Source organism: Mycobacterium sp. HM-7, assembly GCF_053852335.1.
In genome coordinates, this window is the sequence record NZ_CM132657.1 from 1,542,745 (window position 1) to 1,569,344 (window position 26,600).

Annotated in this window: 22 protein-coding genes and 1 tRNA gene; 10 read left to right on the forward strand and 13 right to left on the reverse strand. The window is 66.9% G+C overall.

Annotated elements, in window-relative coordinates:
- Position 1: 1 nt before the first annotated feature.
- Complete coding sequence (locus tag ACWW1C_RS07445; RefSeq protein WP_455982840.1) at positions 2 to 754, reverse strand: enoyl-CoA hydratase; 753 nt, start codon at positions 752 to 754, stop codon at positions 2 to 4.
- A gap of 120 nt (positions 755 to 874) precedes the next feature.
- Between ACWW1C_RS07445 and ACWW1C_RS07450 the strand changes: the two genes are divergently transcribed.
- Positions 875 to 1,543, forward strand: a complete 669-nt coding sequence (locus ACWW1C_RS07450) for an MspA family porin (protein ID WP_455982841.1) — start codon at positions 875 to 877, stop codon at positions 1,541 to 1,543.
- A 338-nt stretch (positions 1,544 to 1,881) separates the two neighbouring features.
- On the opposite strand, the gene ACWW1C_RS07455 is transcribed toward ACWW1C_RS07450, so the two are convergent.
- Both ACWW1C_RS07455 and ACWW1C_RS07460 read right to left on the reverse strand, forming a co-directional pair.
- Positions 1,882 to 2,472 (reverse strand): hypothetical protein, encoded by a 591-nt coding sequence (locus tag ACWW1C_RS07455; RefSeq protein ID WP_455982842.1) that lies wholly within the window; start codon positions 2,470 to 2,472, stop codon positions 1,882 to 1,884.
- A 19-nt stretch (positions 2,473 to 2,491) separates the two neighbouring features.
- Positions 2,492 to 2,565 (reverse strand) — tRNA-Arg (locus tag ACWW1C_RS07460).
- A gap of 130 nt (positions 2,566 to 2,695) precedes the next feature.
- Between ACWW1C_RS07460 and ACWW1C_RS07465 the strand changes: the two genes are divergently transcribed.
- The 8 genes from ACWW1C_RS07465 (at position 2,696) to ACWW1C_RS07500 (ending at position 16,558) form a co-directional block, all read left to right on the forward strand.
- Complete coding sequence (locus ACWW1C_RS07465) at positions 2,696 to 4,177, forward strand: wax ester/triacylglycerol synthase family O-acyltransferase (protein ID WP_455982843.1); 1,482 nt, start codon at positions 2,696 to 2,698, stop codon at positions 4,175 to 4,177.
- The gene (locus ACWW1C_RS07470) at positions 4,174 to 5,751 is read left to right on the forward strand and encodes an HAD-IB family hydrolase (protein WP_455982844.1); all 1,578 of its coding nucleotides are present in this window, start codon (positions 4,174 to 4,176) and stop codon (positions 5,749 to 5,751) included. The genes ACWW1C_RS07465 and ACWW1C_RS07470 overlap by 4 nt, the downstream gene beginning before the upstream one ends.
- Complete coding sequence (locus ACWW1C_RS07475; RefSeq protein WP_455982845.1) at positions 5,748 to 8,114, forward strand: glycerol-3-phosphate 1-O-acyltransferase; 2,367 nt, start codon at positions 5,748 to 5,750, stop codon at positions 8,112 to 8,114. Before ACWW1C_RS07470 ends, ACWW1C_RS07475 begins: the two co-directional genes overlap by 4 nt.
- Before the next feature lie 148 nt (positions 8,115 to 8,262).
- Positions 8,263 to 8,715 (forward strand): single-stranded DNA-binding protein, encoded by a 453-nt coding sequence (gene ssb, locus ACWW1C_RS07480; protein ID WP_455982846.1) that lies wholly within the window; start codon positions 8,263 to 8,265, stop codon positions 8,713 to 8,715.
- A gap of 171 nt (positions 8,716 to 8,886) precedes the next feature.
- On the forward strand, positions 8,887 to 10,560 hold the full coding sequence (gene ettA / locus ACWW1C_RS07485) for an energy-dependent translational throttle protein EttA (RefSeq protein WP_455982847.1): 1,674 nt from the start codon (positions 8,887 to 8,889) through the stop codon (positions 10,558 to 10,560).
- A 56-nt stretch (positions 10,561 to 10,616) separates the two neighbouring features.
- Positions 10,617 to 15,473, forward strand: coding sequence for an NAD-glutamate dehydrogenase (locus ACWW1C_RS07490; protein ID WP_455982848.1), 4,857 nt, complete (start codon positions 10,617 to 10,619; stop codon positions 15,471 to 15,473).
- A 7-nt stretch (positions 15,474 to 15,480) separates the two neighbouring features.
- Positions 15,481 to 15,894, forward strand: a complete 414-nt coding sequence (locus ACWW1C_RS07495; protein WP_020102240.1) for an acyl-CoA thioesterase — start codon at positions 15,481 to 15,483, stop codon at positions 15,892 to 15,894.
- 28 nt (positions 15,895 to 15,922) lie between these two features.
- Entirely contained in the window at positions 15,923 to 16,558 is a 636-nt protein-coding gene (locus ACWW1C_RS07500) for a hypothetical protein (RefSeq protein WP_455982849.1), read from the forward strand.
- Positions 16,559 to 16,686: 128 nt separating this feature from the next.
- On the opposite strand, the gene ACWW1C_RS07505 is transcribed toward ACWW1C_RS07500, so the two are convergent.
- The 5 genes from ACWW1C_RS07505 to ACWW1C_RS07525 form a co-directional block, all read right to left on the reverse strand.
- Entirely contained in the window at positions 16,687 to 17,925 is a 1,239-nt protein-coding gene (locus tag ACWW1C_RS07505) for a DUF222 domain-containing protein (RefSeq protein WP_455982850.1), read from the reverse strand.
- A 13-nt stretch (positions 17,926 to 17,938) separates the two neighbouring features.
- The gene (locus ACWW1C_RS07510) at positions 17,939 to 18,763 is read right to left on the reverse strand and encodes a transposase (RefSeq protein ID WP_455980067.1); all 825 of its coding nucleotides are present in this window, start codon (positions 18,761 to 18,763) and stop codon (positions 17,939 to 17,941) included.
- Between the two features lie 125 nt (positions 18,764 to 18,888).
- On the reverse strand, positions 18,889 to 19,233 hold the full coding sequence (locus tag ACWW1C_RS07515; protein ID WP_418001499.1) for a transposase: 345 nt from the start codon (positions 19,231 to 19,233) through the stop codon (positions 18,889 to 18,891).
- A 527-nt stretch (positions 19,234 to 19,760) separates the two neighbouring features.
- On the reverse strand, positions 19,761 to 20,252 hold the full coding sequence (locus ACWW1C_RS07520) for a pyridoxamine 5'-phosphate oxidase family protein (RefSeq protein WP_455982851.1): 492 nt from the start codon (positions 20,250 to 20,252) through the stop codon (positions 19,761 to 19,763).
- 98 nt (positions 20,253 to 20,350) lie between these two features.
- A complete protein-coding gene (locus tag ACWW1C_RS07525) occupies positions 20,351 to 20,752 on the reverse strand; it encodes a nuclear transport factor 2 family protein (RefSeq protein WP_455982852.1) in 402 nt (133 codons plus the stop codon).
- Between the two features lie 90 nt (positions 20,753 to 20,842).
- Here ACWW1C_RS07525 and ACWW1C_RS07530 point away from each other — a divergent pair, with 90 nt between their 5' ends.
- Positions 20,843 to 21,433, forward strand: coding sequence for a TetR/AcrR family transcriptional regulator (locus ACWW1C_RS07530; RefSeq protein WP_455982853.1), 591 nt, complete (start codon positions 20,843 to 20,845; stop codon positions 21,431 to 21,433).
- 88 nt (positions 21,434 to 21,521) lie between these two features.
- Here ACWW1C_RS07530 and ACWW1C_RS07535 read toward each other — a convergent pair whose 3' ends face one another.
- Genes ACWW1C_RS07535 through ACWW1C_RS07555 form a run of 5 tightly spaced genes read right to left on the reverse strand, consistent with a single transcriptional unit; the run spans position 21,522 to position 26,485 of the window.
- On the reverse strand, positions 21,522 to 22,187 hold the full coding sequence (locus tag ACWW1C_RS07535; RefSeq protein ID WP_455982854.1) for a cyclase family protein: 666 nt from the start codon (positions 22,185 to 22,187) through the stop codon (positions 21,522 to 21,524).
- A gap of 30 nt (positions 22,188 to 22,217) precedes the next feature.
- Positions 22,218 to 23,141 carry an SDR family NAD(P)-dependent oxidoreductase gene (locus tag ACWW1C_RS07540; RefSeq protein ID WP_455982855.1) on the reverse strand — a complete coding sequence of 308 codons (924 nt, stop codon included), beginning with the start codon at positions 23,139 to 23,141 and terminating at the stop codon, positions 22,218 to 22,220.
- Positions 23,138 to 24,715, reverse strand: a complete 1,578-nt coding sequence (locus ACWW1C_RS07545; RefSeq protein WP_455982856.1) for a flavin-containing monooxygenase — start codon at positions 24,713 to 24,715, stop codon at positions 23,138 to 23,140. The genes ACWW1C_RS07540 and ACWW1C_RS07545 overlap by 4 nt, the downstream gene beginning before the upstream one ends.
- A 12-nt stretch (positions 24,716 to 24,727) precedes the next feature.
- Positions 24,728 to 25,600, reverse strand: coding sequence for a metal-dependent hydrolase (locus tag ACWW1C_RS07550; protein WP_455982857.1), 873 nt, complete (start codon positions 25,598 to 25,600; stop codon positions 24,728 to 24,730).
- 24 nt (positions 25,601 to 25,624) lie between these two features.
- Entirely contained in the window at positions 25,625 to 26,485 is an 861-nt protein-coding gene (locus tag ACWW1C_RS07555; RefSeq protein WP_455984187.1) for a metal-dependent hydrolase, read from the reverse strand.
- Between the last annotated feature and the right edge of the window lie 115 nt (positions 26,486 to 26,600).

Below are 26,600 nucleotides of genomic sequence, written 5' to 3' on the forward strand. Positions count from 1 at the left end.
GTCAGCGCTGTTTGGCAGCGGCCAAGCGGGCGGCGAACTCAGGTGATTCGATCGACGCCGCCTGCGGGACGATCTCGATGTCCACGGCCCGCGCGTGCTGTTCGTGGTCCAGCACGCCGGGGTGGTCCGTCGCGCGCATCGATGCCTTCGTCGCCAGCACCACCTCACGCGGCGCCGAGGCCGGGCCGGCCGCCAGCGCCAGTGCCGCCGCGACGGGGTCGTCGGCGGCCTCCAGCGCCAGGCCGTGCCGCACGGAGGCGTCGGCGTCGAACTTCATGCCGAACAACAGCGCCGCTCGCGCCGCCTGCGGACCGATCGCCCGCTGCAGCATCCAGGTGGCGCCGCCGCCCGGGTGAATCCCGAGTTTCTGGAACCGCGGGTCGAAGACCGCGCCGGGCCCGGCGATCCGGACGTCGGCGGCAAGCGCGAGATTGAGCCCCGCCCCGACGGCCGGGCCGTTCACCGCGGCGATCGTCGGAAGCGTGCAGTCGGCCACCGCGAGGAAGCCGTCGTAGATGACCCGCAGGCCGTTGACAGTGGCGGCGCCGAGCGCGGTCAGGTCGGCGCCGGCGCAGAAGGCCTTGCCGGCGCCCGTCACGACCACGGCATGCACGCCATGGTCGGCCTCGGCGGCATTGATCGCGGCCCGCAGGCCTGCGGACATCTCCGCCGTCACCGCATTGCGGCGGTCGGGATCGTTGACCGTGATGAGTGCGACGCGGTCGATGACCTGGGTCAGAACGAGATCGGACACCGCACCAGCCTATGGCCTGTGTTTCGACTCACGTGATTCAAAACCTGTTTCCGCGCGGTTGTCTGCGAGATAACTGTGGGGTTCCTTGCTGTTCGGGGTGTCGAGAGGCGTTCGAAGTTCATGTTGAAGCGTTTTGCTGTGGTTGCCGCTGTTGGGCTGTTGCTCCCGTCGGGGGCGGCGACCATTGCGTCCGCCGACCCCGCACCCGCCGGGAACGAGGGTCCGCCGGTCGATACCGGTGTCGTGGCGTCCGAGGAACCCGCTACGGTGACCACCCCCGACGGCTGGACGCTGACTGTCGCGGCGAAGGACGAGAGCGAACTGCCCGTCGCGCCGCTGACCACGGCCGTCAGCTCGCGTGAGTACCTGGTGGGCGGCACGTTCACGGGCACGGTGACCGGCAAGGGCAAGGGCACCCTGACCGGCGGCACGCTGGAGGCCGGCTATCAGATCGGTTGCGGCATCGAGCTGGGGCAGATCCGTCTGGTGGGGTCGGTGGGTGCCTCGACCGCCAACGCGAACCTGTTCACCGGCGCCATCCCGACGGGTGTGACGTTCCCGCTCGTGGGCAGCATCGAGGTCCACCCGAAGCCGGGCACGGTGACCCAGGTTCCGGTCGACAAGAAGTCCTTCAAGGCCGCGCCGGCGCGTATCACCCTCAAGGACACCCACATCAAGGTCGACGGCTGCCTCGGGCAGTCGTTCCTGCGCTCGTACGCGACGCTCACGAGCTCTACTGCCGACACCGACGACATCGTCGCCTACTACGGCATCACCAAGGCCGTCTGAGCCAGACCTCCGGCCGTTTCGGCGCGGAGCTGACCCCCGACCGGGCACAATGCCCGGGTCCGTAGAGGGGGGAGCATGAGCGACGACGCCGAATCGCCGGCAATGCGGCAACGCCTCGAAGACCGGTACCGGCAGCTGGCCGAGATGCGTCAGCTCCGGCCCTTCGTCGCCGTCGTGAACCGCTTCAACGAGATCGACGGCGGCACGCTGGGCACGGTGGTGTCGGTGCAGCTGTTCACCACGGTCATCCCACTGGCGATCATCGGCTTCAGCTATCTCACCGGCTTCGCCGACAACGCCAGCCCCGGCGTCGTGGTGAGCAGGCAGCTCGGCTTGGCCTATCCGCTGACCGACCACGTGCGGGCCGCGTTCGGCCGCGCGTCGGGCCTGAGATCCAACTGGACGTTCTTCGGCGTCGCGAGCTTCCTGGTCTGGGGCATCCCGATGTCGATGACCATCGCCGGCATCTTTGCCAAGGCATGGCGCCGCGAGCCCTTCGGCTGGGGTGGCAAGCTCTGGCGCGGCGTGACGTGGTTCGTCCTGTATCTGACGATGATCGGAGTCCGCGAACGCATCGCGTTCGGCGGCGTGCACCACGGGTGGAGCCAGATTCTGCTCTTCGCGGTGTCGCTGATCCCGGTCTGGATCTTCTGGACGATCACCCCCGCGCTTCTGGTGCGAGGCGGTGGCAGAGGCCGGTCGGCGCTGCTGCTGGCGGGCTTGGCAGGCGTGGTCATCGAGGGCACCATCCTGCCGCTGGCGGCCCGGATGATCTTCCCGCCGCTGCTGCGCGGATGGGACGACTTCGGACCGATCGGGGTGGCGATGGCGCTGCTCACCTGGTGCGGGATCAGCGGCGCCGGCTGGGTGATCACCGCGTGTGTGGGCGCGGTGCTGTGGGAGCGGACGGCGCCGTCACGGACCGTCATCGAGGCCGAGACGGATGAGCGCCCCCGGCAGGAATCGAACCTGCGACCTAGGGATTAGAAGGCCCTTGCTCTATCCAACTGAGCTACGGAGGCAACGCGCTGGAAGTGTATCCCGCGGCCACTCGGCAGTGGCCATGGCAACAGCGGTATTGCCCGCGCCGTTTCCGGCGGCGGACTAGCGTTAGGGGCCAGCGCTGGGCAACGACAGAGGAGAGCGACAGCCATGAGCGACGTGCCGGACTATGACACGGCCGGGTTGCCCGAAGAGTTGAGTGCAGTCGATCAGTTGATGCATCGCGGGGAGGCGAACCCCCGCACCCGATCCGGCATCATGGGCGTCGAACTGCTGGACGTCACCCCGGATTGGGAGCAGTACCGGGCGCGGTTCGAGCAGGCCTCCCGCAAGGCGATCCGGCTGCGGCAGAAGGTCGTGATGCCGAGCCTGCCGACGGCCGCCGCGCGCTGGGTCGTCGATCCCGATTTCAATCTGGATTTCCACGTCCGCCGCGTGCGCGCGCCGGGCGCGGGCACGCTGCGTGAGGTCTTCGATTTCGCCGAGCTGGCGCTGCAGTCGCCGCTCGACATCTCCCGTCCGCTGTGGACGGCCACGCTGGTCGAAGGGCTGCCGGGCGGTGGCGCTGCCAACATCGTGCACATGAGCCACGCCGTCACCGACGGCGTCGGCAGCATGGAGATGTTCGCGAACCTCTACGACCTCGAGCGGGATCCCGGGCCGCGGCCGTCTGCGCCACTGCCGATCCCCGAGGACCTGTCGCCGAACGACCTTGCACGCCAAGGCATCAACGCGTTGCCGAAGGGCATCGCCAACAATGTGCTCGATGCGACTCGCGGTGCGGCCGGTCTGCTCGGCCGCATGGTGCGGGATCCGGCCGACGCGGTCGGCGGGGTGGTCGACTACGTCCGGTCGAGCCGGCGGGTGATGACGCCCGCGGCACCGCCGTCGCCGGTGCTGCGCCGACGTGGTCTGGCGTCACGCAGCGAGGCGATCGACATCAAGTTCAGCGATCTGCACAAGGCGTCGAAGGCGGCCGAGGGTTCCATCAACGACGCATACCTCGCCGCGCTGTGCGGTGCGCTGCGCCGCTATCACGAGGCCAAGGGCATCCCGGTGGCGTCGTTGCCGATGGCGGTACCGGTGAATGTGCGCTCCGACTCGGATCCGGCCGGTGGCAACAGATTTGCCGGCGTCAACATCGCCGCGCCCATCGGCGTCGTCGACCCACGCAAGCGCATCCAGAAGGTGCGGGCCCAGATGACCCGCAAGCGGGAGGAGCGCGCCATCGAGGTGGTGGGCGTCGTCGCGCCGCTGCTGAACCTGGTGCCGGATCCCCTACTGGAGTCCATGGCCGGCTCGGTGGTGAATTCCGATGTGCAGGCCAGCAACGTCCCCGGCCCGCCGGTCGACACCTACATCGCGGGCGCAAAGGTGTTGCGGCACTACGGAATCGGGCCGCTGCCCGGCGTGGCGATGATGGCGGTGCTCATCTCGCGCAGCGGCTGGGTCACCATCAGCACGCGCTACGACCGGGCATCGATCAACGACCCCGAGCTGTGGGCAAGATGCCTGCTCGACGGATTCAACGAGGTGCTGGCTCTGGGCGGGGACGGTCGGGCCATTCCGGCATCGTTCGAACTGGCGGATGAACAGGCCGAGCCGGCCGTGAACGGGGGTGCCGCGCAATGAGTTCGGATGACGACTACGCGGGCGAGTTCCGCAACGCCCGGCTGCCGGGCTCGGTGGCGGAAATTCTGGCCAGCCCCCAGGGGCCGGAGGTCGGCGCGTTCTTCGACATGGACGGCACCCTGGTGGCCGGGTTCACCGGCGTGATCATGACGCAGGACCGGTTGCGCCGCAGGCAGATGGGCGTCGGTGAATTCATCGGCATGGTGCAGGCCGCAGTGAACCACCAGTTGGGGCGCGCCGAGTTCGAGGACCTGATCGGCCGGGGCGCGCGGATGCTGAACGGCAATTCGCTCAGTGACCTCGACGAGCTGGGCGAGCGGCTGTTCATCCAGCACATCAAGAAGCGGATTTATCCCGAGATGCGCGAGCTGGTGCGCGCGCACCAGGCGCGCGGACACACCGTCGTGCTGAGCTCGTCGGCGCTGACGGTCCAGGTGGAGCCGGTGGCGAACTTCCTCGGCATCAAGAACGTGCTGTGCAACAAGTTCGAGACGGACGAGTACGGGCTCATCAACGGTGAGGTCGTCAGGCCGGTGCTGTGGGGACCCGGGAAGGCCAATGCCGCGCAGGCTTTCGCCGCCAACAACGGTGTGGACCTGACGAAGAGTTACTTCTACGCCGACGGTGACGAAGACGTCGCGCTGATGTACCTGGTCGGCAATCCGCGGCCCACCAATCCGGCGGCGAAACTGGAATCGGTTGCCGCCAAGCGCGGTTGGCCGGTGCTGAAGTTCTCCAGCCGCAGCGGCAGCAGCCCCATCGCGCAGCTGCGGACCTTCGCGGGCATCGCGTCGCTGGCGCCGGTCGCCGCGGGAGCTCTCGGGCTCGGGCTGTTGACCGGCAACCGGCGCACGGGCGTCAACTTCTTCACGTCGGCGTGGAGCAAGGCCCTGATGGCGACCCTCGGCATCGATCTGAACGTGCTCGGCGCGGAAAACCTTCGGGCACAACGGCCTGCGGTGTTCATCTTCAACCACCGCAACCAGGCCGATCCGATGATCGCCGGCGCCCTGGTGAGTGACAACTTCACCTCGGTGGGCAAGAAGGAACTGGAAAGCAACCCGATCATGGGCACCATCGGCAAGGTGATGGATGCCGCGTTCATCGACCGCGACGATCCCGCCTCGGCCATCGAGAGCCTGCACAAGATGGAAGAGCTTGCCCGTAAAGGCCTTTCGATCCTGATCGCGCCCGAGGGCACCCGCCTGGACACCACCGAGGTCGGCGAGTTCAAGAAGGGGCCGTTCCGGATGGCCATGGCCGCCGGTATCCCCGTCGTGCCGATCGTGATCCGCAATGCCGAGGTGATCGCCGCGCGCGATTCGTCGACCTTCCACGCGGGCAAGGTCGACGTCGTGGTCTATCCGCCGATCTCGGTCGAGGACTGGACGCTCGACGATCTGTCGGAGCGCATCGCGGAGGTGCGGCAGCTCTATCTCGACACCCTCCGAAAGTGGCCCCACGACAAGGTGCCCGACAATCCGCTCTACCACCGGGCGGAACCGCCGGCCGAACCCGGGGACTCGCCCGATGACAGCGGCGACACGCCGCGCAGCGCCAAGGGCCGACGGTGAAGCACACCGCTGACGATCTCGCCAGCTTCGACCCGACGGACGACGCCCTGGTGCTGACCGCGGTCGGCTCCGCGGCCGAGTGGGACCTGCTGAACGACTGGCTGGCCCACCAACGCAAGCAGCACCCGGACACCCGACTCGAGGTACTCCGGCTGCCGACCGAGGGCGAGCCCTCGCCCGGCACGCTGGCCCGCCTGGTCGAACTGCTCAGCGTCGACGACAGCCGTTCGGTGGTGCCCGTTCGGGTGTTCTGGGTGCCCGCCGGTCTGCCGACGCGCTCGAAGATCGTGTCGCTGATCTCCGGTCGCGACCGGTACCGGCCACCGGAACTGTTGCAGCGCCGCATCCTGCGCAAGGACCCGCTGCGGGCCCGGGTGGTCGCCGGTGAGCCCGCCACGGTGGGGCAGTTGCGGCAGCAGTGGAAGGACACGACGACCGCCGAAAACCCCAGGGAATTCGCCCGATTCGTGCTGCGCCGGGCGCAGCTCGCCATCGAGCGCGTCGAGCTGCGGCTGCTCGGCCCCGAGTACAAATCGCCCCGGCTGGTCAAGCCCGAGGTGCTGGCGTCGGCGCGGTTCCGGGAAGGCCTGGAGAAGATTCCGGGCGCGACGGTCGAGAAGGCCGGCGAGATGCTCGACGAGCTGTCGACGGGGTGGAGCCGGTTCTCCGTCGATTTCATCCCCAAGATCGGGCGCGCCATTTTCAGCCGGGGCTTCGATCCCAACGTGGACTACGACCGTGAGCAGGTCGAGGCCATGCGGCATGCGCTGGAGCTGCACCCCGCCGTGCTCCTGTTCTCGCACCGGTCCTACCTCGACGGCGTGATCGTGCCGGTGGCGATGCAGGAGAACCGTCTGCCGCCGGTGCACACCTTCGCCGGGATCAACCTGGCGTTCGGTCTGATGGGGCCGATCTTCCGGCATTCCGGCGTCATCTTCATCCGCCGCAACATCGCCGGCGACCCGTTGTACAAGTACGTGCTCAAGGAGTACGTCGGGTACATCGTGGAGAAGCGCTTCAATCTCAACTGGTCCATCGAGGGCACGCGCTCCCGGACCGGAAAGATGTTGCCGCCCAAGCTCGGTCTGCTGGCGTACGTCGCCGACGCCTACCTCGACGGCCGTAGCGAGGACATCCTGCTGCAGCCCGTTTCCATCAGCTTCGACCAATTGCACGAGACGGCCGAGTATGCCGCCTACGCCCGCGGTGGCGAGAAGACCCCCGAAGGTCTGAGCTGGCTGTACCACTACATCAAGGCGCAGGGAGACCGGAACTTCGGCAAGATCTACGTCCGCTTCCCCGAAGCGGTGTCGATGCGGGAGCAGCTGGGGCCACCTGACGGCGCGGTGGCCACCGACCCGGCGGTCAAACGCCTGGCACTGCAGAAGATGGCCTTCGAGGTGGCCTGGCGCATCCTGCGGGCCACGCCGATCAACGCCACCGCGCTGGTATCGGCGCTGCTGCTGACCACCCGCGGCCTGGCGCTGACGCTGGACCAGCTGCACCACACCTTGCAGGATGCGCTGGATTACCTTGAGCGCAAGCAGATTCCGATGACCAACTCCGTACTGCGGCTGCGTACCCAAGAAGGTGTCCGGGCCGCGCTCGACGCGATGTCGGGTGGGCATCCGGTCACCGCGGTGAACACCGGCCGGCAGCCGGTCTGGTACATCGCGCCGCAGGACGAGCACGAGGCGGCGTTCTACCGCAACACGACCATCGACGCGTTCCTGGAAACCGCCATCGTCGAGTTGGCCATGGCGCACGCGGCCAAGGCGGAATCCGACCCGGTGGACGCCTTCTGGACGCAGGTGATGCGGCTGCGCGACCTGCTCAAGTTCGAGTTCTACTTCGCCGACTCGGCTTCGTTCCGCGAGCACATCGTGGAAGAGATGTCGTGGCAGGCCAATTGCGAGCAGCAGCTGGCCGAGGGCGGCGAGGCCATCTACGCGATGCTGCGGGCCAAGCGGCCGATCATCGCCGGCGCCATGTTGCGGCCGTTCCTGGAGGCCTACGAACTGGTCGCCGACGTGCTGCGGGGCACGCCGCCCGACATCAGTGAGAAGGATCTGACGAAGCGCGCCCTCGGCGTCGGCCGGCAGTACGTCGCGCAGGGCCGGATTCGCAGCAACGAGTCGGTGTCGGCGTTGCTGTTCACGACGGCGCGGCAGGTGGTGGCCGACCAGAAGCTGCTGGCGCCGGCACCCGATCTGGAAGAGCGGCGGACCGCGTTCCTCGCCGAGCTGCGGTCGATCCTGGCGGACTTGGCGACTGTCGACTCGATCGGCTGGATCAAGTTCGATGTCCGGGAGTTGCAGCGCCGCAAGTCCAAGAAGACCATCGATGCCATCGAGGCCGACTGACTCAAGCCCGGTTGTCCACAGTTCGCGATTCATCCACAACCGGCGCCGCCACGGGAGCGGCGCCGGTTCTTTTGTCGGTGCCTGACGGATCAATGGACGCGAGAGGCCGACGAGAACGCCGGCAACACCGAATTGGATGGAGAAGCACATGTTCGAGACACCCTTCGCCGTGGTCGGCAACGTGATCACCGACGTGGTCGCGCGCCGGGCTGGGGAGAGCAACGTCGTGACGTTCCGGATGGCGAGCAATTCGCGCAAGAAGACCGACGACGGCTGGGAGCCGGGCAACTCGCTGTACGTGACAGTGAACTGCTGGGGCCGGGTGGCCGACGGGGTGGCGGGCCGGTTGTTCAAGGGCGACCCGGTGGTCGTCGTCGGCTACATCTACACCAACGAGTACCTCGACAAAGAGGGCAACCGCCGGTCATCGATGGAGGTGCGGGCGACGTCGATCGGCCCGGACATGGCGCGGAGCCAGGTCAAGATCGACCCGCGGCGGCCGAGCCCGATGGAACTCGACCAGCCGCAGGAGGAGCCCGAGAGCACCAACCCGGAGCCACTCGAGACCGAGAATTCGGACGGCCTGGTGCTGTCGGCGTAGGGCCCTGGTCGGGGCGTCCGCAGCGGGACCTCGGCCGGGCGCCCCGACCGCGCCATCGGGCGATTTGGCGGCTTGCCTAGGATGGTCAGCGAGTTTTCGCGGCACCGCGCCAGATCCAGTGCGCCGGGGCTAGCGCTACGACGAACAGCCAACGAAAGGCATGACGACGGCATGGCCGAATTCATCTACACGATGCGCAAAGTCCGTAAGGCGCACGGCGACAAGGTCATCCTCGACGACGTCACCCTGAACTTCCTGCCCGGCGCGAAGATCGGTGTCGTCGGCCCCAACGGCGCCGGTAAGTCCAGCGTCCTGAAGATCATGGCCGGCATCGACAAGGCCAACAACGGCGACGCCTTCCTGGCGCCGGGCGCCAGCGTCGGCATCCTCATGCAGGAGCCCGAGCTGGACGAGACCAAGACGGTTCGCGAGAACGTCGAGGCCGGCGTGGCGGTCAAGGCCAAGCTCAACCGGTACAACGAGGTGGCCGAGCTGATGGCCACCGACTACACCGACGAGCTCATGGAAGAGATGGGCAAGCTCCAGGAGGAGCTCGACGCCGCCGACGCGTGGGACATCGACTCCCAGCTGGAGCAGGCGATGGACGCCCTGCGCTGCCCGCCGCCGGACGAGCCCGTCACCCACCTCTCCGGTGGTGAGCGCCGCCGCGTCGCGCTCTGCAAGCTGCTGCTGAGCAAGCCCGACCTGCTGCTGCTCGACGAGCCCACCAACCACCTCGACGCCGAGAGCGTGAACTGGCTGGAACAGCACCTCGCCGACTACAAGGGCGCGATCCTCGCCGTCACCCACGACCGGTACTTCCTGGACAACGTCGCCGAGTGGATCCTCGAGCTCGATCGTGGCCGCGCCTACCCGTACGAGGGCAACTACTCCACGTACCTGGAGAAGAAGGCCGAGCGTCTCGAGGTTCAGGGCAAGAAGGACCAGAAGCTGCAGAAGCGGCTCAAGGACGAGCTGGCCTGGGTGCGTTCGGGCGCCAAGGCCCGCCAGGCCAAGAACAAGGCCCGTCTCGGACGCTACGAGGAGATGGTCGCCGAGGCCGAGAAGACGCGGAAGCTCGACTTCGAGGAAATCCAGATTCCGACGCCGCCGCGCCTGGGCAACGTCGTGGTGGAGGTCGACCACCTGAAGAAGGGCTTCGACGATCGCACCCTGATCGAGAACCTGTCCTTCACCCTGCCTCGTAACGGCATCGTCGGCGTCATCGGCCCGAACGGTGTGGGTAAGTCCACGCTCTTCAAGACCATCGTCGGCCTCGAGCAGCCGGACGGCGGCACCGTGAAGGTCGGTGAGACGGTCAAGCTGTCGTACGTCGACCAGAGCCGCGCGGGCATCGACCCGAAGAAGACGGTCTGGGAGGTCGTCTCCGACAAGCTCGACTACATCGAGGTCGGACAGAACGAAATCCCGTCGCGGGCCTACGTGTCGGCGTTCGGCTTCAAGGGGCCCGATCAGCAGAAGCCGGCCGGGGTGCTCTCCGGTGGTGAGCGCAACCGGCTGAACCTGGCGCTGACCCTCAAAGAGGGCGGCAACCTGATCCTGCTCGACGAGCCGACCAACGACCTGGACGTCGAAACCCTGTCTTCGCTGGAGAACGCGCTGGAGCAGTTCCCCGGCTGCGCCGTGGTCATCAGCCACGACCGCTGGTTCCTCGATCGCACCTGCACCCACATCCTCGCGTGGGAAGGCGACGACGAGGACGAGGCCAAATGGTTCTGGTTCGAGGGCAACTTCGGTGCCTATGAAGAGAACAAAGTGGAACGACTTGGAATCGAAGCGGCGCGTCCGCACAGAGTGACCCACCGCAAGCTGACTCGCGACTAACGTCGCATCTACGTGCCCGATCGGGGCGCGAAGGTGCAACGTCAGGAGCAAGTCGGATGACGGAAAATCGGGGCGGACGCAGCAGTACGCAGTCCGCCGGCGCGGACGGTAACGCTGGTCTCGCACGGGCATACCTGCTGACCTACCGCGGCCCCAACGACGGCTCACCGGCCGACGGCGGGGTGACCGCCCCGATTGACGTGGCGCTGGCGACCCGGGTGTCCCCGGAGTTGCTGGCCGCGCATTTCCGGCTCGGCCATCGCCGGTCGATGGGCGAGACGCTGGTCGCGATCTACCCGGCCGACGATCCCGGCCGCTTCGGTCCGGCGCTGCAGATCGTGACCGATCACAGCGCGCTGCTGATGGACTCGGTGATGGTGCTGCTGCACCGCATGGGCGTGGCCTACACCGCGATCATGAGCCCGGAATTCCGGGTGCGGCGTGATCCGGCGGGCGAGGTCGTCGCGATGGGACCCGCGGCCGACCCCAGCGCGCCGGCCGACGGCATCGACGAGACCTGGATTCATGTCCAGCTGGCGACCATGGGTGACGGCAAGGCCGTGACCGAGGCCGCGGCGGTGCTGCCGCACGCGCTCACCGACACCCGTGCGGTGCAACTCGATACGCCGGCGATGAACGCCGCGCTCGTGGGTCTGGCCAACGCACTCGACGCCGACCACAACGGCCGGTTCCCCGGCTACGACCGGCGCGACGTCGCGGCCCTGCTGCGCTGGCTGGCCGACGGGCACTTCGTCCTGCTCGGCTACCAGCAGTGCACGGTGGAGAACGGACAGGCCCACGTGGACCCGGCGACCCGGCTGGGCGTGGCCAAGCTGCGCACCGACGTGCTGCCACCGCTGGCCGGTGACGACGAACTGCTCGCGGTGGCGCAGGCCACCATGCCCAGTTATCTGCGCTACGGCGCCTATCCGTACATCGTGGTGGTTCGCGAGAGCGCGGGACCGAACGGGCCTGCTCGTGAGCACCGGTTCATCGGTCAGTTCACGGTGACCGCGGGCAACGCGAATGTGCTTGAGATTCCACTGATCTCGCGTCGGGTCAACGAGGCATTGGCGCTGTCCCAAGGTGATCCGAGCCGGCCCGGCCAGCTGATGCTGGACATCATCCAGACGGTGCCGCGGTCCGAGCTGTTCTCCCTGACCGCCCGTGATCTGGTGGATATGGGCAAGCAGGTCATCGACCTGGGATCCCGACGCCGTGCGTTGCTGTTCCTGCGCGCCGACAAGTTGGCGCACTTCGTGTCGTGCCTGGTGTACCTGCCGCGCGACCGGTACACGACCGATGTCCGGCTGGCCATGCAGGACATCCTGGTTCGCGAGCTCGGGGGTGAGAGCATCGAGTACACCGCCAGGGTCAGTGAATCACCCTGGGCCGTCGTGCATTTCACGGTGCGTTTGGGCGAGACGGCCAGCGCGGCGAGCATCGACACGTCGTCGGCCAATGAGACGCGCATCCAGGCTCTGCTGACCGAGGCCGCTCGCACCTGGGGGGACCGGCTGATCGGTGCTGTCACGCCGGGCACCATCACCCGCGCCGAGGCCGAGCATTACGCGGTGGCGTTCCCCGAGGTGTACAAACAGGCGTTCACGCCGGCGGGGGCCATCGAGGCCATCAGCATCATCGATCAGCTGCAGGACGACAGCGTCAAACTGGTGCTCGACTATCCCGAAGCCGGGGCCGACGATGACGGCACCGCTCAACTCACGTGGTATCTCGCGGGACGATCGGCCTCGCTGAGTGAGCTGCTGCCGATGCTGCAGTCCATGGGTGTGGTGGTGCTGGAGGAGCAGCCGTTCAATGTCGTGCGCGCCGACGGCGTGCCGGTATGGATCTACCAGTTCAAGATTTCCCGGCACCAATCCACCGTCGACACTCCGGAAGCCGAACGCGAAGCCATCGCGACGCGCTTCGCCGACGCGGTCACCGCCATCTGGCAGGGCAAGGTGGAGATCGACCGGTTCAACGAGTTGGTGCTGGGTGCGGGACTGACCTGGCAGCAGGTGACGATCCTGCGGGCCTACGCGAAATACCTGCGGCAGGCCGGTTTTCCCTACAGCCAGTCCCACATCGAGACGGTGCTGCGGGACAACCCGGGCACCGCGAAGTCTCTCGTCGAACTCTTCGAGGCGGTGTTCGACCCGAGCGGGGGAGACGCGGCGGATCGCGCCCAAACCGCCGCGGCCGCCGTTGCGGCGGACATCGACGCCCTGGTCAGCCTGGACACCGACCGGGTGCTGCGGGCGTTCGCCGCGCTGGTGCAGGCCACGCTCCGCACCAACTACTACGTCACGGCGGACGGTTCGGCGCGGCAACGAAATGCGTTGTCGTTCAAGCTCAATCCCCAGCTGATCGACGAATTGCCGTTGCCCAGGCCGAAATACGAGATCTTCGTGTATTCGCCGCGGGTGGAAGGCGTGCACCTGCGGTTCGGCAACGTGGCCCGCGGTGGCCTGCGCTGGTCGGACCGGCGGGAGGACTTCCGCACCGAAATCCTGGGCCTGGTCAAGGCGCAGGCGGTGAAGAACGCCGTCATCGTCCCCGTCGGCGCCAAGGGCGGCTTCGTGCTCAAGTCGCCGCCGGTCCCCTCGGGTGATGCGGCCGCCGACCGCGATGCCCTGCGCAACGAGGGCGTCGCCTGCTACCGGCTGTTCATCGCCGGCCTGCTCGACGTCACCGACAACGTCGAGACGGCCACCGGCGCGGTCGTGCCACCGGCGCAGGTGGTGCGCCGCGACGGCGACGACGCGTACCTCGTGGTCGCCGCTGACAAGGGCACCGCCACGTTCTCCGACATCGCCAACGATGTCGCCAAGTCGTACGGCTTCTGGCTCGGCGATGCGTTCGCTTCCGGCGGTTCGGTCGGCTACGACCACAAGGCGATGGGCATCACCGCGAAGGGCGCCTGGGAGTCGGTGAAGCGGCACTTCCGCGAGATGGGGCACGACACCCAGACCCAGGACTTCACCGTCGTCGGCGTCGGTGACATGAGCGGTGACGTGTTCGGCAACGGCATGTTGCTGTCCAAGCACATTCGCCTCGTGGCGGCCTTCGACCACCGGCACATCTTCCTGGACCCGAACCCCGATGCGGCGCGGTCGTGGATCGAACGCGACCGGATGTTCAAGCTCCCCCGGTCGAGTTGGGATGACTACGACAAGTCGCTCATCAGCGAGGGCGGTGGCGTCTACAGCCGCGAGCAGAAGTCGATCCCGATCAGCCCGCAGGTGCGCGCAGTGCTCGGCCTCGCTGCCGACGTCACCGAGCTGACACCGCCGGCACTGATGAATTCGATCCTGCTGGCGCCCGTCGACCTGTTCTGGAACGGCGGCATCGGCACCTACATCAAGGCCGAGACCGAGTCGGACGCCGACGTCGGCGACCGCGCCAACGATGCCATCCGGGTCAACGGAAATCAGCTGCGCGCCAAGGTGGTTGGTGAGGGTGGCAACCTGGGTGTGACGCAGCGCGGTCGTATCGAATTCGATCTGGCGGGCGGCCACATCAACACCGACGCCATGGACAACTCGGCCGGTGTGGACTGCTCCGATCACGAGGTGAACATCAAGATTCTGGTCGACGCCCTGGTGACCGCGGGCAAGGTCGCGGCCGCCGAGCGCACGGACCTGTTGATGTCGATGACCGACGAGGTCGGTCGTCTGGTGCTCGCCGACAACATGTCGCAGAACGACCTGATGGGCACCAGTCGTGCCAACGCCGCCAGCCTGCTTCCGGTGCACGCCGCCCAGATACGTGACCTGGCGGCCAACCGTGGCCTCAACCGTGAGCTGGAGGCGCTGCCGTCGGAGAAGGAGATCCGGCGGCGGATGGAGACCGGGCTGGGGCTGACCTCGCCGGAGCTGGCGACCTTGATGGCGCACGTGAAGCTGGCGCTCAAAGAGGACGTGCTGGCCAGTGAGCTACCCGATCAGGAGGTGTTCGCCGGGCGGCTGCCGGACTACTTCCCGGAGGAGCTGCGGGACCGGTTCGCGGCGGACATCCGGTCGCATCAGCTGCGCCGGGAGATCATCACCACGATGCTGGTGAACGATCTCGTCGACACCGCGGGCATCACCTACGCCTACCGCGTCGCCGAGGATGTCGGCGTGGGGCCGGTCGACGCGGTTCGCAGCTATGTCGCGGTGGACAAGATCTTCCGGGTCGGCGAGGTGTGGCGGAACATCCGGGCGGCCGGCCTGGCCGGTGTGCCGGTGGATGTCACCGACCGGATGACGCTGGACCTGCGCCGGCTGATCGACCGCGCGGGCCGCTGGCTGCTGAACTACCGGCCCCAGCCGCTGGCGGTCGGCGCCGAGGCGAACCGGTTCGCGGCGAAGGTGGCCGAGCTCACCCCGCAGATGGCGCAGTGGCTGCGTGGCGATGACAAGGCGATCGCCGAGACCGACGCCGCCCAGTTCGTGGCCGCCGGCGTCTCGAAGGAGCTGGCCTACATGGTGGCCACCGGGCTGTACCAGTACAGCCTGCTGGACGTCATCGACATCGCCGACATCGCCGAGCGTGAACCCGCGGAGGTGGCCGATACCTACTTCGCGCTGACCGACAATCTGGGCATCGACAACCTGCTCACCGCGGTGTCCGAACTGAGCCGCAATGACCGCTGGCATTCGTTGGCGCGCTTGGCGATTCGCGACGATATCTACGGTTCCATGCGGGCCCTGTGCATCGACGTGATGGCGGTCGGCGAGACCGACGAGACCGGTGAACAGAAGATTCACGAATGGGCGTCCACCAACAGTTCGCGGGTCATGCGGGCCCGCCGGACGCTGACCGAGATTCTGGGTGACGAGGTCCGCGACCTGGCGACCCTGTCGGTGGCCGCGCGGCAGCTGCGGAGCATGACCACGAGAACGACCGGGACGGGCAATCAGGGATGATGGGCCGGTGACTGAACGCTTCACGACGCCGGTGCCGGTGCGCTGGTCGGACATCGACATGTATCAGCATGTCAACCACGCCACCATGGTGACCATTCTCGAAGAGGCGCGGGTTCCGTTCCTGACGGAGCCCTTCGCCGAGGACGTCGCCACCACCGGCCTCCTGATCGCCGAGGTCAACGTGAAATACAAGGACCAACTGCGCCTGGTCGATTCACCGTTGCAGGTGACCATCTGGACCAACCGGCTGCGGGCCTGCGACTTCACGCTCGGGTATGAGGTGCGTTCGGCGCAGGCCGACCCGGATTCCAAGCCGGCCGTGATCGGGGAGACCCAGCTGGCCACCTTCAACATCGAGCGGCAGATGCTGGTCCGTATCGCCCCGCATCAGCGGGAGTACCTCCAGCGCTTCGCCCGATGAGCGCGTGCGCGAAGAGCAGGGTGCGTCGATGAGCGAACGGGGCATCTGGCTCGCCGACGCTGCCCAGGCGCAGAACCTGGCCACCTTCGTCGAGCGCGTGCTGCGGCTCGACGAGGCGGCCGTGGTGCGGTTGAAGGCGCGGAGCGAGGACGTCGTCGTCGCCTGGGCGGCAACAGGTTTCGAGGTGCTGGCCGCGCGCGTGGTGAGCGGGCGGGTGGCGCCGTCCGACCTTTGCGCCGGGGCCGATGCATTGAGCCACGAGTTGCCCGGCTCGGGCCGGATCGATCCGGGCTTCGCGATGGACTCGGCATGGCGTGGTGCGCTGCCGCCCGACAACGGCTTCAGCCATCTGGACGATGTGCCGGCCGGCGCGGTGCTGGAGTTGTTCCAGCGGGGCGTCGAGTTGGCCAAGGAACACAGCGGCCCGCAGGGCCCGCCGCCGTCGCTGCTGGACCAGGACGTCCTCACCGTCAGCGCCGGCGACCTCGAGGTCGGCATCCCGATGCGCTGTGTATTCGCCTTGACCGCCATGGGTTTCGTGCCCGACCCGCTGCCCGAGAACGAGGTGGTCCGCGTCCGGGTACATCCGACCTGGCTGCGGATCGACGCGCGGTTCGGCTCGGTGTACCGCCGCCGTGGTGGGCCGATCCTGTTGTCGCCCTAGGAGTCTTTCGAAGTTGAGAGGCTGCTCGCGCGGCGGATGTGAACTCCGCCCGCCGCGCGAGCACGAGGTCCAGGAACACTATTGAGTTATCAAGGTGCACAGCAGGTTTGAGGACGCACCTGCGGTGGTTATGCGGCGTGGTCGAGTCGCATGGTGCGGCGGTTGTAGGCGGGGATGGGTTGTCGGTGTGGGTCGACGGTCGCTGGTGGGATGAGCCAGGGGTGTTTGTCCAGGCCCATGACGACGTTCCAGCCGTCGTGGTGGACGTTGGCGTGACAGGCCGGGCACAGTAGGCATCCGTTGGCCAGTGATGTTTCGCCGTGGTGGGTCCAGTGCACGATGTGGTGGGCGTGGGTGCGTCCGGGTGGTGCGCCGCATTTGATGCAGCACTGATCCCTCAGATGCAGGGCTTTACGCAGATGCGCCGGGAACAGGCGTTTCTCCCGTCCCATATCGAGCGGCACCTGCTCGCCGTCCACGATCACCGTCGTCACCGCGGTGTCGCAGGTCAACCGCTCCAGGGTCATGGTGCTGATCGACCCCATGAACTCCAACTCGGCCAGGTCCGGGGTATCAGCGGGCACCGTCACCAGCAACTGTGTGCGCGGCGCCGATGCGACATCTCCGCCGCGGGCCGCGATGTCCAACACGGTCTCGAGGGCATCGGCCCGCCGCCGGGACGCCGACCTGGTGTCGGGGGTGCCGTCGGGTTCGGGGCGCGGCGCCGACAGCTCTTCGACCGCGGCCACCAACTTGGCGCCGACTTCGGCATCCAGATCCACCCGCACCCGCAGGCGTCCATCACTGGTGACGCGGTGATCGAGGGTGTTGATCGAGCGGTCCTCCGCCGCCGGCAACCCACCCTCGGCCGCGGCGACCCGGTTCCCCAACCGCCGGGCCCGGTCACCGATCGCGGCCGGAGTAGCCCCTGAGAAGAACTGCCCCAACAAATCCGTCACCTGCGCGAACCTGGCCGCCTCGCTGACCGGACCTGGTGCACGCGCCTGAATGTGGTTGATGCCCTTCACGATCGCATCGACATGCTCACCGGAGACCACCCCATCGCCAGCGTGCGCGGCGAGTGTCGGCAGCGCCGGCAAGGCGCCACCGACGCGGATAATCCGCTCGGCCACCGACGGTGCACATCCCAGCGACATCAACAGCTCCCGCAGCGTGCGCCCCTGCCCGGCCGCAACCCCGCACCGGTCCAACACCCCGACCGTCGTTGCGGTCAGGTGATCGATCACATTCCGCAGCCCCACCAGACCCCGCGCCACTTCGAGAGCATCACCCCCAGTGATGTCATCGGGGATGACCACGTCGCGCAGCTGGTCGAGAAACGATTGGAGATCCGGTGCGATTCCCATAACATGTCTTGCGTCAAGAAGTTGGCAGGTTTTGTGGGTTCGGCGAGTTTAGGTAGGCCTGTTTGGGGGTGCGGTCGCCGAGGGCTTGGTGGGGTCGGATGGTGTTGTAGATGGTTCGGAAGTGGTGGGCTTCCATGTCGAGGGCGTCGCCGTCGCCGATGTATCCGCGAAATAGGTGTTCGTATTTGAGGGTGCCGAAGAACCGTTCGATGACGCCGTTGGTTTGTGGGGATTTGATCCGGGTTCGCACGTGCCGCAGCAGTGGGTCGGTGTGGTCGGCGAACAGTGCCCCGAAGTCCTTGCCGCGGTAGCAGGGGCCGTTGTCGGTGACGATGGCGATCGGTGCGGGTGTCTGGCCGATGACGTTGTCGTGGGCGTCGAGGACGTCCATCAGGGCGCGGTCATCGTGTAGGTGGTCGAGTTCCAGGATGCGTTGGGCTTCGTCGATGGCCAGTTGTATGCAGCGCACGGCATCGATGCCGCGGCTGGTGGGGGTGACGGTGATCGCCAGGCAGTATTTGGTGGCGTAGTCGATGACGGCACTGATCCTCCAGATGCCGCCGTTGGTGGTTTCGAATTCGGAGAAGTCGGTCTGCCAGACCCGGTTGCGTTCGGTGGGTGGGTCGCGGAACACTTTGCGGCGCAATATCGCCCAGGATTTGCGGTCGGCGCGAAATCCCTGGGGCAGCAACAAGCCGCGTCGTTTCAGTGCTCGTTGCACTGAGGAATTGGTGACGTCGTGGCCGTCGGCGCGCATCATGGCGGCGATCTTGCGGTAGCCCCAGGCTGGCCATGCTTCGGCGTATTTGGCAGCCAGGCCTTCGATGCGATCAACCACCGGCGCCGGCCACGGACCTCTATCCGCGGCGCCATGACGCAATCGGGCCAACCGCCGCCGATAGGTGCGTTCGGGGATGTCTGCCAGTACCGCGAACCTCGAAACCGGCAGCCCCGCCGCCTCTCTTAGGGCTTCGAGGTCTTGGAAGGGACCTGATCGATCAGCGCCGCACCGCGCTGCCAAATCCGAAGCTGCACCGTGGCTTCGGCCAGCGCCAGTTTGAGTTGTTCGTTTTCGATCTGCAGGCGCCGCTGTTCGGGTGTGCCCTTAGCCCCGGCCGGGCCGCTGGGCACCTCCTCAAGCCGCTCGGCGCCAGCGGCTAAAAACTGATGCTTCCACTTCGTCACGGTTTCACGGCAGACCCCGCTGCGGCGTGCGGCCTCCCCGCACGTCATTTCGTTGGCCAACACGGCCAGCACCAGTCGGGTCTTTTCTTCGGCAGGGATCTTCGTCCGTCGCGATCTGGCCATGACTCACTCAACCTCCTCAACCCTGGCCTCGTTGTGGATAACGCGACCCTGCCAAAAAGTTTGAGTCAGTAGAAACATATTGTATCGAACAAATGTTCGAACAACAAGCCGGGATGGGGTCGAATTTCGTGTGATGTATCAGGACATCGGTGACAGTTGGTGTATCAGGACATCGGTATTCAGGGGGCGGCTCGGAGAACCGCACGAGATCGCCGCAGTGGCGGCATTCTTCTTGGCTTCAGATCGGTCGCCTCTGCTCAACGCTGCAGCGATCGTCGCTGACGGCGCCTGTACTGGATCCTGATCTGACCGCAGGCGGACGCGCGGCCGGGGTCCCGATGCGTCACGTGGTCGGGGCGCCGGTGGGCTGCTACGCAGTCAACTCCGCGGAAAGCACTGGTATTGACCATGATTCATTCAATGTCTGTGGGAGAGCATTCTGGCTCTGTGCGGCGGGAGGCGGGGCCGCACGCGACTCTGCCGGCAAGGCCTATCGCCAGACTCAGTCGCGTCGCACCCGGAGCGAATCAGTGCTTGCGGACGACGCGTTCGGATTCGCCGGGCTTCCACACCGTGATGTCGAGGTGTCCGTCGTCGACCTCGACCGCGGACGCCCCGACCAGGTCGGCGCGATAGCAGTGCTCGAACTCCTGGCCGCGGATGTCGAAGCCGGTCTGTTCGTACAGCGCTTCGGCGAACCGTCGATGCAGCGCCTTGTCCTGCACGTCCTCAACGACACCCCAGAGTTTCGCGTCGCCGTCGCCGACGTGCGTGTCGACGGTCGCGGTGTGCAGGCAGAAGCGTGGATCACGGGCGAGGTCGTTGAATTTCGTGGTGTTCGGCATGCCCGAGATCCACAACTCGTCTTCGAAGAACCGCGGCTCCATGGGGCTGATCCGGGGAAATCCGTCCGAGCGCAGGGTGCCCAGCATGCACAGGTTTCCGGTTGAGGTGTGTCGGCGGACGAAGGTGGTTGCGATTCTCGGGGCAGCGTCCGCGAATTCCTTCCAACTGGTCATGTTGCCGACGGTAGTCCCGGTCGGTCCGGCATGCTCGCGTATGCGCGGACCGGGAAGGTGCCGAATCCTGCGATCCGCGGCGCGAGGGCGGTGAAGCGTCAGCTCGCCACGAGAGCGTCATGCCAGCATTGGGTATCGGTGATCTGAATCAGTCCGACGACCTTGTCGTCCCGGACGGTGATGTCGTGCACGAATGCCGCGGAATACGGCTTGCCGGTGGCGCGGCTGTTGCCGCGGTAGTAGCCGAACGCGATGACGCGATCCTCGCCGGCGACGACGAATTCGTCTGGCAGCGGTGTGGTTTCGAAGTGGGCAGCCGCCCCGCCCCAGACGGTCAGCAGCATCTTCTCGGGACTGTCGATCTCACCGCCGAGACTGAACGGCATGCCGGTGCTGACCCGGCCGGTGAAATCGGGGTGCAGCAACGCCGCGAGGCCGGCGGGGTCGTGCGCGGCGAATGCCGCGTACAGGCGGGTGGCCAGGTCGATGGGTGTCGTCATGGTGGTCTCCCTCGATAGGACGCGGCCGGCGAGAGCGGCCTGTTTTAGAGTGATTGCTCCAAAACCGTATTAGAGCATAGTCTCTAATACATGGGAAGACCGCCGCGGCACTCTGCGGATGACGTCGTGGACGCCGCGACCCGCCTGTTCGCCGAAGGCGGCGTCCGCGCGCTGACGATGAATGCGGTGGCGCGCGATATCTCCGCGCCCAGCGGGTCGATCTATCACCGGTTTCCCGACCGGGCAGCGCTATTGGCTGCCGTGTGGTTCCGCACGACCGGCGACTTTCAGCGTGGCTATTTCGACGTCCTGGGTGACCTGGCGACGCCTGCCAGTGCGGTCGACGCCGCGGTCTGGATCGTCGACTGGTGTCGTACTCATCTGCCGCAAGCTGTTGTGCTGCAGGCAGGAGTGCGAACATTCGAGCCGGAGCAGTGGCCGGAGGCGGCCCGCATGGAGTTGGCGACACGGGACGAGAGCAGCAAGCGCGACATCGACAAGGCGATTCGGCAGCTGGCCAAGGAAACTGGCCGACCCGCTGATCAACTTGCGTTCGCCTTGCTCGACCTGCCGCTGGCTGCCGTACGGCGGCATCTGCTCGCCGGCGAAGTACCGCCCAAGCGCACCGGAAAGCTGGTGCGGGACATGGTCGGGCTGCTGCTCGGCATTGCCGACGACTAGCCGGGCAGGCGTTGCTGCGCCGTGTGCGGCCGGCCTCCGGTTCGCGACGCCGGCGGGTCTCATCGGCTACACCGGGCGGGGAGTGCCGTCAGTCGGGGACGGTGGCGAAGGCCCGGACCGGGAACGTGCCGAAGCCTTCGACCCGCGGCGGGACGGCGGTGAAGCGCGCACCCCGGGCGGGTAGCGCCGCCAGATTGGTGAGGTGCTCGACAACGTGAATACCGTTGGCCAACAAGGCGGTATGGACGGGCCGTCGGCCGGCCGATTCCGGACTGGCGTCGTCGATGTTCACCGAGTCGATGCCGACCAGCGCCACGCCGAGCCGCACCAGATGGTCGGTGGCCGCCTCGGACAGGAACGGTGCGTCGACGCCGTACGCCGTGGTGCCGAAATGCCGGTCCCACCCGGTGTCGATCAGGACCGCGCAGCCGGCGTCGATGTCATCGGGAAGCTCGGACACATCGACGGATCGTGCCGCGACGTCCCGTCGGTGGACGACGACCGCGGGCAGGTCCACCAAGGTGTTCAGGTCGAGGCCTGCCAGGTCCGCCCCGTCCGCGTAGCGGTGGAACGGCGAGTCGATGTAGGTGCCCGTGTTGCCGACCATGGTGATCGCGCCGATCGCGAATTCGGTGCCGGCGGCGTAGACCTCGCGAGACGCTTCACGCGTCAGGTGCGAATCGATCGATGGGGCCGGCAGCCCCGGGTAGGTCACCAGCCCCGCACGAATGGTGTGAGACAAATCGACGAGCATGGCGACCCTTTCCCGCGGTTGATGACCACTCTAGCGAGACGGGACGGCCGCCCTCGTGGTGGCCGCCGGCGCCACCCGGTCGAGTAACGGCCTGGCCAGCTTCTCGACCAGATCGAACGAGAAGGGTTGTGTCATAAGGCGATTGATACCAGGCGCGACGCGGTGCATGACATAGCCCAGCCATGCCTCGGCCCGCACCGGCACCACCGCGAGGTCGTAGCTGACTGCCCGCACCACGGCCCGCGCGACGAGGTCGGGGCTCATCGGCGAGAACGGCAGCAGTTCGGCGAACTCTTGCAGCTGTTTGGTGAGGCGCTGCGCCTGTGCGACGAGCGTGGGATCCACGCCGACGGTCACCGCCCGATCGCCGATGTTCGTGCTGATCACGCCTGGGCAGATCGCGCTGACCCCGATGCCGTACGGCTTGAGCTCCAGGCGCAGGCATTCGCTGAGCATCTTTACCCCCGCCTTGGACACCGAGTACGGCGCCATGACCGGCGTCGGCGTGAAGGCCGCCGCCGAGGCGATGTTGACGAGATGTCCGCCCCTGCCACGCTCGGCCATCTGGGCACCGAACACCCGGCAGCCGTGGACCACGCCCATCAGGTTGACGCTGAGCTGCTTGTCCCAATCCGCGGGGGACAGCTTGAGGAACGGGCCGCCGACGACGATGCCGGCGTTGTTGACGACGACGTCGGGCACGCCGTGCTCGGTACGCACGTTATAGGCGAACGCTTCCCAGTCCTCCGGGTCCGTGACGTCCAGCCGGGCGGCCGACGCGCGGCGGCCGGCGCCTTTGATCATGGCCGCGGTCGCTTTCGCCGAGTCGAGATCGATGTCGGAGACCACCACGTGCGCACCGCGTTTGGCGAAGCGGATCGCGGTGGCACGCCCGATGCCGCTGCCGGCACCGGTGACGACCACGAGCTGTGGGTCCAGATTGTTGAGCTTCATCCGGCTTCCTTCGAGGTGGCTGCTGCTTCGTGGACGTGGGCGGTGCCCGTCCCATACCGGTAGACGTCGAGGTCGTAATGGCGGTTCTGCCAGTACATCTCGCCGTGCGTCGTCGGTCGGAACGGTGAATCACCGTGGTAGTCGATGTAATACGTGTTGGATCCCGCGCAGGTCGGCGTGAACAGGACGTTGCGCTTCTGGCGCGCCAGGCAGTGCTGGAAATAGGCGTCGTGCACCTCTCTGCGGATCTCGACCTCCCGGGCGCCCCGCCGCTTGCCTTCGGCGATGGCGCGACTCAGATGCGCGGCGGTGGCCTCGATCATCCAGAGATACGACCCGAGTACGAATCCGTAGGGCCCCGTGATCATGAACATGTTCGGGAAACCGAGTACGGACACGCCTTGGTAGGCCTGAAAGCGGTTGACCGCCCAGAACTCCGCGGCGTCGAGTCCGTCACGGCCGACGACGGGGAAGGGCGGCACCGAATCCCGTTCCCACAGCTTGAATCCGGTCGCACAGATGAGGACGTCGACCTCGTGCTCGACGCCGTCGGTCGTCACCACGCCGCGCTCGGTGACGCGCTCGATGGCGTCGGTGACCAGGCTGACGTCACCGCGGTTGAACGTCTTGAGATAGTCGTTCGACATCGACGGCCGTTTGCAGCCCAGGCCGTAGCGGGGGATCAGTTTCTCCCTGGTCGCCGGGTCGGTGACCTGGCTGCGCATCCATGCCCGCACCGGCGCCTCCGCGAGCGAGCGCGTGGCCTCGACCAGCCAGCTCGGTCCGGTGAGCATGCCGCCCATCCCGATCTCGGTCGCGACGGTCCCGACGGCGCGCAGCGCCGACCGCACCGGGCCGATCTCCAGCGCCATGCGGGTGATTCCGTGAATCGTGTTGTCGGGCTTGGGAAACACCCAGATCGGTGTGCGCTGAAAGACGGTGAGGTGTGCGACCTCGTCGACGATCGCCGGCACCAGCTGCAGCGACGTCGCGCCGGTACCGATCACCGCGACCCGTTTCCCGGCCAACGCGACGTCGTGATCCCACAGCGCGGTGTGCATGAGCACCCCACCGAAGTCCTGGAGCCCGGGGATGTCCGGCAGCTTCGGCCGTTCGAGCCCGCCGACCGCCATCACGACGTGGCGGCCGGTGATCTCGGCGCCGCCGTCGATCCGCAACCGCCACATGCTGTTGCGCTCGTCGAACGTCGCCGCGGTTACGGTCGTGCCCAGCCGAAGCTTGTCGCGCAGGCCGTACTTGTCCACCATGTCGCCGGCGTAGTCGCGCAACTCGCTGCCGGGCGCGAACACCCGTGACCAGCCGCCGCGCTGCTCGTACGAGAAGCTGTAGATGACCGACGGGATGTCCACTGCCACACCCGGATAGGTGTTGGCGTGCCAGGTGCCGCCGACGTGGTCCCACTTGTCGACGATGACGAAGTCGTGGATCCCCTTGCGCTGGAGAGCGATACCGGCGCCGATGCCGCCGAACCCGGCACCGACGATCACCACCTCGTGATCAGGCTCGCGTCGCTCGGCCGTCGGTGACTGCGCGGCCTTCGTACTCGCTGTCATGTCGGCGCCCGGTTACCGGACATAGCCGACGAGTTCGCCGCCGGCCCCGAACAGGTCGTGCTGCCAACGTGCGAGGAGCTCATCGGTGGGCATATCGGCGGGATGGAAGCCGGGCCGCAGATACTCGTGGATCTCCCCGAGAATGCCGCGCACCAGCGGGCCGCGGAACACCCCGTACGTTTGGCGGAGCACCGTGATCGGTCGCGGCCATGCGGTCGGATCCAGGAGGATCGACAACGCCACCGCCGCCGTGACGACCGGGATCGTCAGGAAGTACATGAACCACATCACCGCGATGCGGGTGCGCTCGGAACCGCCCACCGACCGATAGACGTCGAAGGCGACGGACTTGTGCTCCAACTCCTCCATGGCATGCCAGTTCAGCAGGCGCCAGACCTCGGGATCGCCTGGAATCGCCTGGATTTCGTCGTTGGACAACACCCGCGCGCCCAGCACCGCGGTGTAATGCTCGGCGGCCGCTGTCATTGCCAGGTGCACCTTCGCGGGAATCAGCTTCTCGATGCGCAGCACCACCTTCTGGCGCACGCTGGTCGGAGCGAACAGCAAGAACCGCACGAGCGGGTAGCCCATGTCGGCGAGTTGCGTGTTCAGCTTCCGATGTTCCTGGCCGTGCACCGACTCCTGGCCGATGAACCCCGCGACCCGCTTCTTCAGTACCGGGTCGGTGATCTGGTCGGAGAAGCGTCGGACGGACCGGATGAACGATTCCTCGCCAGGCGGGAACGACCCGGACAACACCGCCACCAGGTGGCTGAACACGATGTCGCCTTCGACGAAATGGCGGTGCAGCGGCTCGGGCTCCCCGAACCGGAACCGCATCCGACGGACCGTGGGAAAAGCGACACTGATCGGGTCAGCAGTCATGATCGATTCCTTCCGTGGTGCAGGCTATTTCAGGCGGTCGACGAGGACGCCGTCGGCGCCGAAGAGGGTGTCGCGCCACTGGTGGGCCAGCGCGCTGGTGTCGACATCGTCCGGATGAAATCCGGGACGCAGATAGACCGCGAGATCAGTTAGCAGGCCCTTGAAAATCGGGCCGGTGAAAAGCTCGTACGTCTCGCGGGCCAGGCGGTCGGGCCGGCGGCGTGCCACGGGATCAGACCCGACCGAGACGGCCAGCGATACCAGGGTCAGCGGCAGGAGCGCGGCGCACGCCGCCACCATCACCGCGATGCGGGTGCGCTCGGTGCCGTCTACCGCGCGGTACACATCGAAGGCCACCGACTTGTGCTCGAGTTCTTCGAGCGCGTGCCAATTCAGCAGGTGCCACACTTCCGGATCGGCCGGGATCGACTGCAGCTCGTCGCTCGACAACACCCGCTCGGCGAGCACCGCGGTGTAATGCTCGGCGGCGGCTGTCAGCGCCAGATGGACCTGCGCGGGCAACCGGTCTTCGAACCGAATCCGCCTGTCTTTGAAGGATTCTGAATCCCACCACGCGATGGGGTAGCCCATCGCGATCAGCTTTTCGTTGAGGTGCCGGTGTTCCTGTCCGTGCATGGATTCCTGACCGATGAAGCCGGCGACGCGTCTCTTGAGATCGGGATCGGTGATCCGGTCGGCGAATCGGCGGACCGATCGGATGAAGCCTTCCTCTCCGGGCGGGAACGCGCCCGAGAGACCGGCGACGAAATGGCTGAACACCATGTCGCCGGCGACGAAGTATTTTCGGTCGGCGTTCTCACCGAAGCGGAAGCGGATTCGCCGGGTCCGGGGATGGATCGCCTGGGAGTTCCGCTCCGGCGCCATCGTCGTCTGTTGCCTACTGCGTACGGCCATGCCGCCCGCCTTTCCTCGAACATTCAGTAACTAGTACCGCGAGTTCTAGTAGTTGGCACGTTACGACGACGTGCGCCGTCGCGCA